Origin of the sequence: Mycobacterium sp. 852013-51886_SCH5428379, assembly GCF_001665575.1 — a bacterium.
GTDB lineage: Bacteria > Actinomycetota > Actinomycetes > Mycobacteriales > Mycobacteriaceae > Mycobacterium.
Genome location: NZ_LZSU01000036.1, coordinates 111,511 through 126,309, shown reverse-complemented (window position 1 = coordinate 126,309; position 14,799 = coordinate 111,511). Strand labels below are relative to the sequence as shown.

Here is a 14,799-nt window from a genome sequence, read left to right as displayed (position 1 = left end):
CCAGGGGTTCGACGCGGGCGTTTGGACACCGCGTCGGGAAGCCTGAGAGCACTCAGACGGCAACCACTGAGAACCTTGATTTGCCAAAGATCCATCCGATTGTAATTTTCTCTTGCAGACAAATATTTTCTGGCGCGCGCTACGTTTGCTCGACCGCTCAGGGCCAAGCAGCAGGGCGCTGCGGTAGGGCCCGCCCAGACCCAACAGCTGCGCGACCTCCGCCAGCGCCTGTCCGCTGATGAAGCTCGCATCCACCGAAATCAGGAAGGCGGCGGCCGAAGCCACTCGTGCCGCGCCGGTCACCACCACCACGTAAATCACATCAAACCCGTTTTCCTGCAACCAGTTTGGTCATTTCTCGATCCCGCTACGAACCGGCAGGGTTGCGCGCTTCCCTTCGGCCACTGCAGAGTCATAGACATGCACCGTCCACAACCACAGGTGGACACCGAACGCGGGGAATTCGCGAGCCTGGCCCATGCCCGCAGTCGGGCCGAGATCCTCGACGCGCTGCAGACCTCCCCGGCGGGCCTCACCAACGCCGACGCGGCCGCGCGACTCGCCGCCGAAGGCCCCAACCGGCTGCCGCAGCCCCGGCACCGTTCGGCCGCCGTGCGCTTCCTGTCTCAGTTCAACAACACGCTGATCTACATCCTCATCGCGGCGGGCGTGCTCAAAGCGATCCTCGGCGACTGGGTGGACTTCGCGGTGATCGTCGCCGCCGCCGTCATCAATGCCGTCGTGGGATACCTGCAGGAAGGCAAGGCTGAACGGGCCCTCGACAGCATCCGCAACATGCTCTCCGTCAGCGCCCAGGTCCGCCGCGACGGCGAATGGGTCAACGTCGACTCGGAATCCATCGTGCCGGGCGACGTGGTGCGGATCGGCTCGGGCGACCGAATCCCCGCCGATATGCGGCTTCTCGAGGTGACCAACCTGCAGGTCGAAGAATCGGCGCTGACTGGCGAGTCGGTACCGGCAACCAAGAACACCACCCACGTCGAGTACGACGCCGGGCTGGGCGACCGCACATCGATGGTCTATTCGGGCACGATCGTCGCCGCGGGCAATGCAGTCGGCGTGGTGACGGCCACCGGATCGGCCACGGAAATCGGTCGCATCCAGAAGATGATCACCGACGTCCAGGGCATCCAGACACCTCTGACGCGCCAACTCGACCGGTTCGGCAAGCAGCTGTCGGTGGTGATCCTCGGCATGGCCGCGGTGATGCTGTTGGTGGGACGCCTCATCCATGAGTTCTCGATCGAAGAGCTGATTTCGGCGGCGATCGGATTCGCAGTCGCGGGGGTGCCCGAGGGACTGCCGGCGGTGGTCACCGTGACGTTGGCGCTGGGGGTACAGCAGATGGCCCGCCGCGATGCCATCACCCGAAAGCTGCCGGCCGTCGAGGCGCTCGGCTCGGTGAACGTCATCTGTTCCGACAAGACCGGCACGCTGACGAAGAACGAGATGACGGCGCGGTCGGTGCTGACCTGCACCCATGACTTCACCGTCAGTGGAACGGGCTATCGCCCCGACGGGACGCTCGAACTCGACGGGGTGGCCGTCGCCCTCGATGAACACCCTGACCTGCAGGCGGTCGTCATCACCATGGCGGTGTGCAACAACGCCCGGCTCACCTCCGTGGACGGCACGTGGCGCATCGTCGGTGAGCCCACCGAAGGCGCGTTGCGCACGCTGGCGGCCAAGGCCGGCGTCGATGACGGCAGCTATCCGCGGCTGGCCGAGATGCCGTTCGAATCCGCCTACAAGTTCATGGCCACCAGAAATATCTCGCCCGACGGCAGCCACCTCCTGCACGTCAAGGGTGCTCCGGATCGCCTGCTCGACCGCGCCACCACCCAGAGGTGCCAGGGGCGGCAGGAACTGCTGGACCGCGAGTTCTGGGATCGGCGCATCGACGAACTCAGCGACCAGGGGCTGCGGGTTCTGGCCGCCGCCCGGAAGCCGTTGGGAGACGACGCCGCGGACCAGGACGCGATCCGGCTCGACGACGTCGACGGTCTGGAGTTCCTCGGCGTCGTGGGCATCGTCGACCCGCCGCGGCCCGAAGCCGTCGACGCCATCACGCGGTGCCACAGTGCGGGGATCCGGGTGAAGATGATCACCGGCGACCATGCCGGCACGGCGCGCGCCATCGCTCGCGAGATGGGCATCGTCGATGCGCCGGACCCGCCCGTGCTCACCGGCGCCGACCTGCAGGCGATGAGCCAGCCACGGCTGCGCGAGGTGGCAGGTGATGTCGACATCTACGCACGGACCAGCCCCGAGCACAAACTGCGCATCGTCAGCGCGCTGCAGGCCGAGGGCAAGGTCGTCGCCATGACCGGGGACGGTGTCAACGATGCGCCGGCGCTGACCCGGGCGGACATCGGCATCGCGATGGGTATCAAAGGCACCGAGGCGACGAAGGAAGCCGCGGGCATCGTGTTGGCCGATGACGATTTCGCCACCATCGAGCGTGCTGTCGAAGAAGGCCGACGGATCTACGACAACATCCGCAAATCGGTGCTCTTCCTGTTGCCCGCCAACGGATCTCAGTCGCTGGTAATTCTCGTGGCGATTCTGTTCGGCTTCGCCCTGCCGCTGCAACCGGTGCAGATCCTGTGGGTGAACATGATCAGTGCGGTGACGCTGTCGTTGGCGCTGGTCTTCGAGAAGGCCGAGGACGGCCTGATGTCGCGGCCACCGCGGCCGCACGACCGGTCACTGGTCGGGCCGGCGGACCTCGCGATGATCGGGCTGGTATCGGTGCTCGTCGCCGGCGCGACGTTGGCGGTCTACTTCCTGGCACGCGCAGATGGCCAGCCGCAGAACATCTCTCAGACCGCTGCGGTCAACATGTTGGTCCTGGGCCAGGTGGCATACCTCTTGAACTGCCGTTTCATCAGCTCGTCGAGCCTTCGGCCCGCGGTACTCCGCGGGAATCCCTGGATCTGGCGGATGACGGCGGCCCTGCTGGTCCTGCAGGGCCTGTTCGTCTACGCCCCGTTCATGAATGCCTGGTTCCAATCGGCCCCGTTGACGCTGAACGGGTGGACGGTGACGTTTGTGCTCGCCGTCGTCATCTTCCTGTTGATCGAGGCCGCCAAGGCCATCGGGCGTCGGCGGGGCCTGGCCGCGCAGCCTGGCGCCGACCCGTCATCTGACGGCACGTAGGGTGTTCGCCTACTGTCAGGATTGTGGCAGGGGATGCTCCGACCGACCTGGCGCAGCGCTTGGGCGCGCTCGCGGTCGAGATGCAGGGTAAATCGGATACAGAGTCGACCCTCGAGTCGATCGTCGAGGGTGCCGTGAAGCTGGTGCCGGGCGCCAAGTGGGCCGGTATCTCTCTGATCAGCGGCCGTGCGGTGGAGCCGCGCGTTCCCAGCGATCCGCTCGTGGCCAAGCTCGACGCTCTACAGTCCGAGATGAACGAGGGGCCCTCTCTCACGTCGCTCCGCGAGCACCGCACCGTCCACATCGACGATATGACGACGGAGTCGCGGTGGCCGAGATTCTGCGCAGCGGCGGCCGAACTCGGTACCCGCAGCCTGATGTCGTTTCAGCTGTTCGTTGTCAGGCAGAACCTGGGAGCACTCAACATCTACGGCGACGAAGTCGGGGCCTTCTCCGACAACGATTCGCTGCTCACCGGTGAGCTCTTGGCGCAACACGCCTCAGTCGCGCTCATGGGGGCGACTGCCGAGGCGAACTTCGACGACGCCCTGGCCAGTCGGGACATCATCGGCCAGGCCAAGGGCATCATCATGGAACGCTTCGACGTCGACGCCTTCGACGCGTTCGACTCACTCCGCAGATTGTCGCAAGAAACCAACGAAAAGGTCGTCACCGTCGCCCGCAAGATCACCGAAGCTCGCCGCCCCAACGCGTAGCCCACCGCCACAGAAGAACGCTGCACGAAGTAGACAGAAGCCATGAGCGAGGGAGTGGCCTGATGTGCCGTCTGTTCGGGCTCCATGCCGGCCGTCCGGTGCCCGCGACGTTCTGGCTTCTCGACGCGCCCGACAGCCTCTCCGAGCAGAGCCACCGCAACCCCGACGGCACCGGACTCGGGGCGTTCGACGCAGACGGGGTGCCGGTGGTGCGCAAGCAGCCGATAGCGGCCTGGCACGATCGCGCCTTCGCGACCGAGGCCCGCGAGATGACGGGCACGACGTTCGTCGCGCATGTCCGGTACGCGACCACCGGCGCGGCCCAGGAGATGAACACGCACCCGTTCCTGCAGGACGGGAGGATCTTCGCCCACAACGGCATCGTGGAAGGCCTCGACGCGCTCGACACCCGGCTGGCCGAGCTCGGCGCGGCGGACATGGTGCGAGGCGACACCGATTCCGAGCGGGTGTTCGCGTTGATCACGGCATCGATACGGGCGGGCGACGGCGCGGTCGAAGCGGGGTTGGTGGATGCCCTGCGCTGGTTGAGCACCAACGTGCCCATCTATGCGCTCAACATCCTGCTGGCGTCGGCCACTGACCTGTGGGCTCTGCGGTATCCCGAGACCCACGAGCTGTACGTGCTCGACCGCACCGGCGCGCGGTCACGACCATTCGACCTGCGCACCAAGCGGATTCGAGCGGGGAGCGGGTCCCTGGATGACGCGGCGTCGGTGGTGTTCGCCAGCGAACCCATGGACGACGAGCGATGGCAGCTGATGGAACCGGGAGAGCTCGTCCATGTCGGGTCCGACCTGACGATCAGCCGCCGGACGGTGCTCCCCGACCCGCCGACCCACCGGATCGTCCGCGCGGATCTCAGTGCGGAGGCAACGTCGGCTCAGCATCCGTTGAAGTGAGGGCCTGCGTTCCTGGGCTCTGGGTCCGGTGCGGTAGAGAGGTCAGCCCACAGAGTCCGCATTCGTCAGCAGCACGGCGGCCTCGTTGTACGGGAACGCTCGGTAGAGGGGCCGAGAACGCGGTACGACGAAGGCTGCGGCCTCGGCCTTGCTCATGATCCGTGGGTTGACGAGCGCAACCGCCCGTCCCCGCTTGCGAAGCACCGCGGATCCGCCGGCCTGGACGTTCTTCAACCAGTCCGTCTGCGGGCCGTAGCCGATGAGGACGGCGTAGCCATCCTGGGTCTCGAACACCAGCAGGGGCGTCCGATATGGCTTCCCCGACTTCCGCCCGACATGCTCCAGGGTCCCGAGGAACGGAAGCCACGGCGTGATCGCACGCGCCGCCGGATTGGTGACCCGCCTGTTGAAATGTGCGATCCGTCGAGAGACCCGCATCTGCGGAGTTTACGGCCCGCCCAGACCGATCAGATCGGTGACGTGGTGATCGCGTCCGGCCAGGTAGCCGCCGTCGACGGCCAGCGCCTGCCCGCTGACGAAGCTGGCGTCCGCCGAGATCAGGAAGGCGGCGACGGCAGCAACCTCTGCCGCCCGACCGAATCGCCGGAGCTTGTGTTCGTAGCGGAGCCCTTCGCGCGGTCCCTCCATGCCCGGCATGCCGACCACCGAGTCGAACAGCGGCGTCTCGATGAAGCCGGGGCAGATGGCGTTGACCCGGATGCCGCTCGGTCCGTAGTCGATGGCGGCGTTCTTGGTGAGCAGCACGACGCCGCCTTTCGACGCGTTGTACGAGCTGCCGCCTGCGGTGCCCTCGAGCCCCTCGATGCTCGACAGGTTGACGATCGCACCGCGTTCACCGTCGACGCGGTCCTGCAGGAGCATCTGGCTCAGTGCGGCGCGATTGACGACGAAGGTGCCTCTGAGGTTGACGTCGATCACGCGGTCCCATTCGCCGTCGGGCAGCAGATGGATCGGCCCGCCCCCGGCCACCCCGGCCGAGTGGACCACACCGTCGAGCCGCCCGGCCGCGGCGACCACGGCAGCAACAGCGTCACTGATGGCGGATGGGTCGAGGATGTCGGCGCGGCGGTAGGCGTATCGCTCGGCGGTGCGGTCGGTCTCGACGAGGTCCACGCCCACGACATGAGCGCCCTCGTCGAGGAGGCGCTGCACCGTCGCCTCGCCGATGCCGGACGCCGCCCCGGTGACGAGTACGCCTTTGCCGTCAAACCTGTTCATCTGCCACCCTTTTCGCGTCGCCGTCCCCGTGTGCCTCAGTATCTACGGTCCGGGCTGCGTGTGGTGCGAGTTAGACGACGAGCTTGTGGGTATGCCCAGGACCACACGGTGCGACGGGAGGCTCGTGATGGTGGGACTGGGTGTGTTGCTGCTGGTGCTGGCGGGTGTTTCCGTCGTGGCGGGTCTGGTGCTCTACGGCACCGGTGTCGGAACGGTGCCCGACGAGCCAATGCGTGACCCGACCGCCACCCGTCGGGGGGTGTCGCGCATCAGGTTGCCGGAACTGTTCGCGACCATGAAGACCTCGGTCAGAAGCGCCACCAGATCTGACGCCGACAAGGGGCAGCGGCAGGCGTCGATGGGCGCCTTTCTGGTCTTGGTGGGATTGATCCTGGTGGTCCTCGCGGTCCTGCTGTTCATCACTGCGATGGTGTGATCGTTGTAGATCGCCGAGTGCCGGGCTGCAGTTGGCGGCGGGCTGCGGTGTGACGCGGGCGCACCCCGCTCGTGGTCATCCGGTGTGCCCCCAGTCGGACTCGAACCGACACTTGGCGGATTTTAAGTCCGCTGCCTCTGCCAATTGGGCTATGGGGGCGCTGCAGCTCAGAGCATAGTTGAGGCCGTTTCAGCCGTCCGCTCACGTCCTGAGTACCGCAGTGATACCGCAGTACCCTCGATGGCCTTGCCCAGCGCATCCGCCACGCCGCTCAAATCGTCGTTTAGCAGGTGGCCGTAACGATCGAGCGTCATGGCCGCCGTTGCGTGCCCCAGGAGTCTCTGCACGACCTTGACGTTAGCGCCTGCGCTGATCGCCAGTGACGCCGTGGTGTGCCTCAGGCCGTGCGGTACCAGCCCCTCGACGCCGACGTCCTCGCACGCGTTGTCGAATGCCCAGCGGTATTCGCCGAGTGGCAGGAACCCGCCCTTGCGGCTGGGGAAGACCAGCGCGTTCGGGTCGGCGGGCAGCTCGGCCTTGAGTTTCTTCCAGACGGGTTCGGGCACTGGCACGTGGCGATCCCGCTTCGTCTTGGTCGTCGACTCCACGATGCCCTTGCCGGTGACCGCCGTTGCGGACGAGCGAACCGTCAGCACCCGATCCCCCACATGCCGGCGTCTCAACGCAACGGCTTCGCCGAATCTAAGCCCGCAGTACCCCAGCACCAGCGTCAGCGTCTCGAACCGATCGGCGGCCTTGGCCAGCATCAACAGCTCAGCATGGCTCAGGTAGCGCCGCTCACGCTCGACTTGCTCGGGAAGATCCTCGTCCCGCTTGATTTCCAACGCGACGTTCTTCGCCACCTTGCCAGTCCGTTGGGCGTACTTGAGGACAGCACCTACCAGCTGATGCGCTTGGGTGATTCGACTTGCCGATAAACCGGCTCCGCGTTGCCCACCATCGACCGACAGAGACCCCAGCCACGTCGAATAGGACTCGTAGTCAAGCCTTTTCAGCGGAACACCTTCCCACTTCGGCAAGACTACGGTGTCGAGCAACGAGCGATATCCTGCAACGGTTTTCGGCTTACGGTGTTGTTTGGTAGCGAACCACTGCTCGGCCACCGAGCCAAATGTCTCCGCACTCTTCCGCGGATCGACATACTCGCCGCGCTGGAGATCAGCGGTCAGGCCGTTGAGGTATGCCTGCGCATCCGGCTTGCGCTGGAAACTCTTGGTGCGTTCAGCACCTGTGCTGTCGACCCATCTGACGCGCCATCGCGAGACCTTGCCGTAGACCGCGGATCGCTCCGTGTGCATGGCGCCATCCTGGGCTTTGACACGCTTGTGCCAGCGGTCGTCAATCCCCGCCCGTTCGTTCCGGGTGATCATAGCCCAACCGTACCGCAGTAATCCGTTCTGACTATCCGCTCCGTCGCACCGAAGTTAGATTCCTTCACCGTCCAAGAAACCTCGCGACGACCGATTCATCAAAGCGAGAACGTATTTTAAGCAAATGTGGCTGAGGTCGTGGACAGAGCACGAGGGCACCAGTCACTGTTGGCTGAGTCGAACCGACATTGGCTGAGGAGGAACCTGATGGAACTGCTAGGAGCGAAGGAAGTCTCGGACATAACGGGAGTTCCGGTTGGAACACTGAGGTACTGGCGGCATTCAAACATCGGGCCGGCGAGTTTCACTCTGGGACGTCGAGTCGTCTATCGGCGGGACGAGGTACTGCGCTGGATTTCGGAGCGGGAGAAGGCCACCCGGCGTGGAGGCGGCGACGCAGCGTGAGACCCGCACACGAGAAAGACCTCGGGGACTAGCCGAGGTCTTCGTTCGAACCAGCCGATCGCTCAACACGGAAGTTCCTCATGAGAATAACCCGTCATACCCGCCTGCAGAAGCACCACAGGCAAGAAAACCCATGAGTGCCAACGGAGAAACAGACAAGAAGTCGGTAGCAGCACGCTTGGTCGGGATGGCGCAGGAGCGCTATCTCCTCGGAGTGTCCGAGGATGGTGAGCCCTTCGGGGCCGAGCGCAATCGGCCGCACCTCGCGATGCTCCTCCGCGGCGGCCGGGCAGGGCTCCGCGCCGATCTCGCCGCACGCTACTTCACCGATACCGGCTCGGTAGCCGGAGGGCAAGCGCTGACCGATGCCACGCTGATTCTGGAGGGACTCGCAGCCACCCAGACGGCGGAGAAACTGAACCTACGCGTCGGTGACCATGACGGAACGATCTACATCGACACCGGAAGTCCAGACGCCCAAGTAATTAGGATCCGCGATGGAAGGTGGTCGATGGTTACCACCGCACCGGTGCGGTTTCTCCGAAGCAAGCTAACGGGAGCGATGCCGGCACCCTGCTCCGATGGTGATTTAACGGGGCTCTGGGACTTCGTCAATGTCGCCGTTGAAGATCGACCAGTTCTTCTTGCTGTTCTCGTCGCGGCACTGGTCCAGTGCGACGTCCCGCATCCGGTGCTGGCGCTCTTCGCCGAACAAGGCAGCGCCAAGAGCACAACCACCCGGATGCTGGTCGACCTCATTGACCCCTCTCCGGTTCCCCTTCGCCAGGCGCCACGCGACACCGACTCGTGGGTGACCGCCGCCTCTGGGTCGTGGGTAGTTGCTCTGGACAACTTGTCCGCGATCCCGCCTTGGCTGTCGGACTCGTTGTGCCGCGCTGCGACAGGCGACGGCAACGTAAAACGCGCCCTGTACACGGATGCCGATTTGGCTGTCCTGAAGTTCCGCCGATGCGTGATCGTCAACGGAATCGATGTTGGCGCAGTGCGCCCAGACCTTGCAGAGCGGCTAGCAACAGTGGAACTGCGACGAATCGAAAGGCATACGCGACAACCGGAGTCCACGATGCGACAACGTTGGGAAACGGCCCTACCAGCGATTCTGGGTGGGTTACTCGACGTCGCTGCCGCTGTTCACCAGCGACTAGAGACCATCTCGGTTGACGAGCCGCCACGGATGGCGGACTTCAGTCGCACGCTGGCGGCCGTAGACGAGTTGTTCGCGACAGATGGCTTACGCCGCTACATGTCACGTGCGGATCAGCTCTCTGAGGACAGCCTGTCCGTCGACCCGTTCATCGAGCAGCTCCGCACCCGCACACAGGAGCCAATTGTCAGTCGATCTGGCGGTGATTTGCTGGCGATGCTCACGCCAGTCGGCGACCATTGGCGGCGCCCCAAGGAATGGCCGAAGAACGGCCGCGACGTGACAGGCCTTCTGCGGAGGCACGCACCGGCACTGCGGAACCTGGGATGGGCTATCGAGGACGACGGCGCCCGGAACCATCGGAACGTCCTCCGGTGGACCATCTATCCGCCGTACAAAGATGTAGTAGCCCATCAAGCCTCGCAACCCTCGTGTTCCTCGCCAACGCAGATCGGGGTAAATGCGGCCTTCGACGAAGGACAAGAGACCGCAATTCACTCCGGTATCGCAGTCGGCGATGCTGGCGACGAGTTCACGGCGGAAGCGTCATGAGCCTGGTGGTCCAACAGACAGTCAGGTGCCGAGATGCTTTATGGCGTCTTGCTTCATCTGATCTGCCAAGGCTTCGATATCGGTGAAGAGCCTGCGATTGGCAGCTCGCCGCGGCGGCGATGTTGGGTGCCGCGGTTCCTCTTGAATCGGCAGCAGCAAGGCGACGGAGCGACCGTCCTCTTCCCTGATCTCGTAGGACTCGCCTCTTTCCACACTGGAAAGCACGTCGTCGAACTCGCGCAACAGGTTCTGCGCCGTAATGATCTTCAGAATCGCCGTCCTAAGGGTCGAGGATGAATCCAGTTTCGCTTCCTCACAGGGCCTTTGCCTCACCGACATCCGGGACGTCATGTTCGGTCACCTCGAATAGACACAGTGAGGCAGTGCCGATTCGCCAGTTCAGCACTACCAAATCCATGCAACCGCAGAAGCATCAACACGACGACCACCGTGTGCGACACTCATCCGATCAGGTTGGATGCCGCCACCCCCCGGCACATTCAAGGCATCTTTGGATTCCAAAGACTCTGCGCCTGCCGGCAATATGTGACAGCTTCGGGATCTACCACCTCGATGTCGCGCAGTACACCCTCACACTCCTCCGGTGAGCATCCGTAGTCAGTGAGCGCCTTCATCCAACTCACCAGCACGGCCGCGCGGCTGGATGGGTCATCGTCGGACCAGGTGGCCCACATTCGACCGAACGTGGCCGCCACACTGTCACGGAAAGCCGCATGCACCAACGAATGAGCGCTGTCGAAATACGATCGAGCCACCCAAGCGTATTTGACCAGCTGCGGCATCCCGAGTTCGCGTTCGATCACACTCGGACTCGCAAGGCGTATTGCGGCGCGCCACTGTTCCCGCGCGGTAACGATGTGCCCGTGCGGCGAAGTGGACTGAAGCATGAGTACGTACTGGCCGCCTTCCGAGTAGTCGGCCGATCGCCAACTCGGGTTGCGCCCAGGCACCGCTATCAGCGAGGGCGCACGCATCGTCGAGCGATCCCATGCCGGCGGAGGAGGACACAGCGATGCGTTCGCGCACAGCATCTTTAGGTCCGTACTGATCCGCTCCAGCCTGTCGGCGTAACCAATCAACGGATAACTGACCAGCGAGGAGCTTTCGCCCCACAGCTCATCGCCAGTCCGAACGTGGAACTCCCGCGCCCACGCACATGCTTGATCTACGACGTTGGCCAGATGGGCATGCTGCCGCTCGAGCTCTGCTCGCCACGGTCCTCCGTCTACATCTCGGCGATCTGCACCCGTCACCTAGATCGCCCTTCCGCGGAAGCGAAAAGATCAGTGATCCAACTATTTCCGCGACTATCGAGATAAGCGTGAGCCGCGGCGTAAACCATGTCATCTAGCGGCAGGCTCGCAGGCGTTGTACCGGTGCTGTCGTCAGCGATCCATCCCAAGACCACCTCAAGCATCCGGCAAATGAGCCATTGCGCCCTGTATTCTGCAGCAGAGCTTTCAGAGCGCTCCTCATCCCAGCCTGGCTGAACCATTGCAATGCTGAACCACTGCTGCTGAACCGCTTCGGCGAATCGTGCACGTTCCGACGCGTCGACCCTGCCGTCCGCCGCGGTCGGCCACACCATTTCGAAGTTCGACGGTATCCGGGGACCAATTGAGTTCACGATCGCGAGGCGGGCGTCGGTGACAAGCGCATCGGTGATCAATCTCGCGGCGCGGCGGTCGAGGCCTCGGGGACGGAGTTGCGCTACTCGCTCGGACAGTTCTGGGAACTCTCGCACCAGTCGGTGTGCAGGGTTCGCGCTAGAACCGAAGGCTCGTTTCCCGATCGAGGCTGGCATGTTCATCGCGGAGCAGGTGGCCCACTCGGTATCCCAGCGTTGCGCGGCGGTCATTAGCGCCGCGACCACGGACCAGGTGGTGGCCGCAGCAGCTAAGCGCCAGACAGCCGGCTCTGCGGCTTTCAGCTCTGCGTAGGCCACCAGCGTCGCAGCCGGATCAAGGTTGCCAGTCCATCGCTGACGAAATCCCTCGCCGACGGCGGGGTCAGACCAGAGCATCTGCACTCCGTCGGGTACAGCGATCCCGGCGGGTACATACCCAGCTCCGTGGTGGGACAGCGCTATCACCTGACGCTCACCGGTGGCCGAGTACATCACGCCAACCGCCCACAACGCGAAGGAGCGACCGGACTCTGTGGCGTAAAGCAGTTCCCAGGCCAATTGCTTGACGAACTGTAGGTCGTTGGACTCGTTACGTTGCCGCTCAAGATCGCGGGCCGCCGCGGCAGCTACGCGTGAAGGCAACGTCGCTACCGGAGTCGTCATTGCCGCCGTCGCGACCGACGCGGTAACGGGTGCCATCGCACCAGCAGGGCTGCCAACCGGCGGACCGGCGCCCGCCGTCGGTGCCACCGTGGCCGCGACTTGCGACGGCGGGCCCATTGGCCCCGGAGGTAGCAACGCCGCTGCTGCGACCGGCGGGTAAGGACCATTCGGCGCCGCCAGCGACCCCAGTGCTGACGGCGGCACAGCACCCGAAGCTGCCACGACTGGTGCATGCGTAGCGCCACTCGAAGCTAGAGGCTGCGGGACCGCCGATGCGGCGACCGAGGCAGGGCTAGCGGCGGTGGGTGACGCACCAGCCCCTAATGCCAGAGGCGCTGGTGGTGCGACAGGCAAGGGTCGCGAAAGTGCGGCCGCCGGAGATGTCGACGTCGATGTTGGCGAACTCGCCGATCCTGGAGACGCCATTCCTCCGGCACTCATGCCATACGACCCCGACACCGAACTGCCAAACCCGCTCGCTGAGCTAGGAGTCGACAGCGATGGCGAGCTTCCGAGGCCTACTCCGCTGCTACCGATGCCTCCCGCCGCAGCGCCAGGAGCCCCGCCTGTGTTCGGCATCGAGGGAGAGCGCGAGCTCGAGGGCGGAAGGAGCGCCTGTCCAGCGCTCACCCTTGGGATCGTGTTGGCAGAGGAAGACTCAGCGTCTGGCAATTGTGGAGCGGACTCACGATGCTCCGTTGCACTGCTCTCCGCAGCCTCGTCAGTGGGCCGCTCGGGCGACTCGTCAGATCGCTTCTCTGTAGACCGATCAGCATCGTCGGACAGCACCGGGTCGCCGCTGGGCGGGCTCTCCGGTGCTGGTCCAAACCGCAGCTCAAATTGGCCTGACAGTGCTTGAATTTCCTCGGCCGCGCCGACGGCTGTCCTGCGCGCCAATGCGGCCGCGCTGGTGATGATGCCGATAGCAATCGGGCTTCTGCTGGGCACGAGGGACAGTTGGTGATGAGCCTCCGCATCGATCGAGTCGATCCTACGCTCGGCGCTGTGTTGGATCGTGGCAACACCTTCTATCAAATCAGCTGCGGCGCTGTCAGTCTCCGCCTTGTTGTCAGCCTCGACTTGAAGACGCCAGTACGCCCGATGCATTGCTTCGAACCCTCTCGATTGCGCGACGCCTGCGGCCTGCAATCCGTGAATCGCGACCCGGTGAGCATCTACCGCAGAAGCGGTTGCTGCCGCCAGCCGACGCTGGACGGCGGCCTTGCCTTCGCACGCTTCACGAGTGGTTGGCCAAACATCTGGAGTCACGATGAAACTTGAGTACTGGCGATCGGGGGGTGCCGCGCCCATCAGCCGGCTCCCACTGCTTCGCAAGCAGATTCAGCAGTGTCCAGGGCGCGCGAGTACGCGTCAACCATTCCGTTAGATATCGATGCGGGCTCACGTCGCAAGTCTGAGTCGACCACAGCGGAGAGTGACCGTCGCAACTCGCCGAATGCATCGACGATCTCCAATGGCACCTCTGGACCTACGCTTGTATCCAGATAGTCCAGCTCTGCACCGACCGCACTGAAGTAATACCCCTGCACACCAAGGCTTTGCGGTGAAGCCCAATCATTCGCACGGTCGACTCGGTCGATGAAAGCGCCCCGTGCAAGTCCGACACCGCTCTTTAAATTGCGTAGGCCAGCACACGCCACCGTGGCCGCTGCAACCTGCTTCTCTTGGGGTATCGCTGCCGGCATTGCTGATGCCGCAGGCGGCATTGGAGGCGCCGGCTGCTCGCGGGTGACAGCGACAAGACCGGCAACCAGTCCCGCGACACCGACCGTGGTGCCGATCGCTCCAAGGACGAAAGCTGACCCGCTCATAGTCATTCAGCCACGGCTCGAAGTACAGCGGCGTTGGACTCGTCAATGGCAACAAGGGAATCCACTGCTGCGGCCGCAGCGGTGGTCAACGTTTCGATATGCGTGAGAAGCGCGCTCGCGCGGCTGCCCTGGGCGGCGATTGCGGTGAAGTCTGCGACGCCAGCGGCCGCGTCAATGATGGACAGCGTCCCGGTGGCAATCGGACCCGCCACTTCGAACGCGGCGGCGTCTTCGCCTGCCCACTGTGCAGCGGTGATCCCCACATGGGCAATGCCCGGTTGCAGATCAAGGCGGTTCATGATGCCTAAGATACCGCCTCGCAGCGACAGTCCGCCATCGTTGAGCACACTTTCGATCCGGACATATTCCCACTTCAGTGGCTCTAGCTGCAATTTCAAGCAAATAAGACATTGCCCGCGGCGTAGCGTCGAAATGACCGTTTTTGCCCTTGCCCTCTCGGCGGACGGATTCTCGTCCCCCTGGAGGGGCTTGGAGTGTCCTGCATCCTCATCGCCGTGAGCGATGGTAGGGCCAACTTCAGTGCCGATATCACCGAGGTCAACGAGGTCTCCGCTCAGCGGAATGTTCGACCCACACCCAATGTCAGCCTCCGACTGGTGTACGAGATGAGCTCGGGCTCCCGCCCAGAGGC

The 14,799-nt window shown here is 64.2% G+C and carries 14 protein-coding genes and 1 tRNA gene; 7 read left to right on the top strand and 8 right to left on the bottom strand.

Going from position 1 to position 14,799, the window contains the following annotated elements:
- The first annotated feature begins 420 nt into the window (after positions 1-420).
- From A5757_RS15280 to A5757_RS15270, 3 genes are all read left to right on the top strand, one after another.
- Complete coding sequence (locus A5757_RS15280) at positions 421-3,180, top strand: HAD-IC family P-type ATPase (protein ID WP_066835537.1); 2,760 nt, start codon at positions 421-423, stop codon at positions 3,178-3,180.
- A gap of 23 nt (positions 3,181-3,203) precedes the next feature.
- Positions 3,204-3,896 carry a GAF and ANTAR domain-containing protein gene (locus A5757_RS15275; RefSeq protein WP_231984005.1) on the top strand — a complete coding sequence of 231 codons (693 nt, stop codon included), beginning with the start codon at positions 3,204-3,206 and terminating at the stop codon, positions 3,894-3,896.
- 62 nt (positions 3,897-3,958) lie between these two features.
- Positions 3,959-4,816 (top strand): class II glutamine amidotransferase, encoded by an 858-nt coding sequence (locus tag A5757_RS15270; protein WP_066835535.1) that lies wholly within the window; start codon positions 3,959-3,961, stop codon positions 4,814-4,816.
- A 42-nt stretch (positions 4,817-4,858) separates the two neighbouring features.
- Here A5757_RS15270 and A5757_RS15265 read toward each other — a convergent pair whose 3' ends face one another.
- Both A5757_RS15265 and A5757_RS15260 read right to left on the bottom strand, forming a co-directional pair.
- Positions 4,859-5,254, bottom strand: a complete 396-nt coding sequence (locus A5757_RS15265) for a nitroreductase family deazaflavin-dependent oxidoreductase (RefSeq protein ID WP_066835533.1) — start codon at positions 5,252-5,254, stop codon at positions 4,859-4,861.
- 9 nt (positions 5,255-5,263) lie between these two features.
- A complete protein-coding gene (locus tag A5757_RS15260) occupies positions 5,264-6,055 on the bottom strand; it encodes an SDR family NAD(P)-dependent oxidoreductase (RefSeq protein ID WP_066835532.1) in 792 nt (263 codons plus the stop codon).
- 142 nt (positions 6,056-6,197) lie between these two features.
- On the opposite strand from A5757_RS15260, the gene A5757_RS15255 reads away from it, so the two are divergent.
- Positions 6,198-6,491 carry a hypothetical protein gene (locus A5757_RS15255; RefSeq protein WP_231984004.1) on the top strand — a complete coding sequence of 98 codons (294 nt, stop codon included), beginning with the start codon at positions 6,198-6,200 and terminating at the stop codon, positions 6,489-6,491.
- Between the two features lie 85 nt (positions 6,492-6,576).
- Here the strand turns inward: A5757_RS15255 and A5757_RS15250 are convergent.
- Positions 6,577-6,650 (bottom strand) — tRNA-Leu (locus A5757_RS15250).
- Between the two features lie 8 nt (positions 6,651-6,658).
- On the bottom strand, positions 6,659-7,882 hold the full coding sequence (locus A5757_RS15245) for a site-specific integrase (protein ID WP_066835530.1): 1,224 nt from the start codon (positions 7,880-7,882) through the stop codon (positions 6,659-6,661).
- A 207-nt stretch (positions 7,883-8,089) separates the two neighbouring features.
- Here A5757_RS15245 and A5757_RS22850 point away from each other — a divergent pair, with 207 nt between their 5' ends.
- A complete protein-coding gene (locus A5757_RS22850; protein ID WP_082929483.1) occupies positions 8,090-8,287 on the top strand; it encodes an AlpA family transcriptional regulator in 198 nt (65 codons plus the stop codon).
- 133 nt (positions 8,288-8,420) lie between these two features.
- The gene (locus A5757_RS15240; protein WP_066835528.1) at positions 8,421-10,004 is read left to right on the top strand and encodes an ATP-binding protein; all 1,584 of its coding nucleotides are present in this window, start codon (positions 8,421-8,423) and stop codon (positions 10,002-10,004) included.
- Positions 10,005-10,025: 21 nt separating this feature from the next.
- Here A5757_RS15240 and A5757_RS15235 read toward each other — a convergent pair whose 3' ends face one another.
- From A5757_RS15235 to A5757_RS23700, 3 genes are all read right to left on the bottom strand, one after another.
- Positions 10,026-10,355 carry a hypothetical protein gene (locus A5757_RS15235; protein ID WP_066835526.1) on the bottom strand — a complete coding sequence of 110 codons (330 nt, stop codon included), beginning with the start codon at positions 10,353-10,355 and terminating at the stop codon, positions 10,026-10,028.
- 149 nt (positions 10,356-10,504) lie between these two features.
- Complete coding sequence (locus A5757_RS23705) at positions 10,505-10,828, bottom strand: hypothetical protein (RefSeq protein WP_156618427.1); 324 nt, start codon at positions 10,826-10,828, stop codon at positions 10,505-10,507.
- Positions 10,829-11,274: 446 nt separating this feature from the next.
- Complete coding sequence (locus A5757_RS23700; RefSeq protein WP_231984003.1) at positions 11,275-12,351, bottom strand: hypothetical protein; 1,077 nt, start codon at positions 12,349-12,351, stop codon at positions 11,275-11,277.
- Between the two features lie 927 nt (positions 12,352-13,278).
- On the opposite strand from A5757_RS23700, the gene A5757_RS23695 reads away from it, so the two are divergent.
- Complete coding sequence (locus tag A5757_RS23695) at positions 13,279-13,596, top strand: hypothetical protein (protein WP_231984002.1); 318 nt, start codon at positions 13,279-13,281, stop codon at positions 13,594-13,596.
- Positions 13,597-14,149: 553 nt separating this feature from the next.
- Here A5757_RS23695 and A5757_RS15230 read toward each other — a convergent pair.
- Positions 14,150-14,545 (bottom strand): hypothetical protein, encoded by a 396-nt coding sequence (locus A5757_RS15230; protein WP_231984001.1) that lies wholly within the window; start codon positions 14,543-14,545, stop codon positions 14,150-14,152.
- Positions 14,546-14,799: the final 254 nt, after the last annotated feature.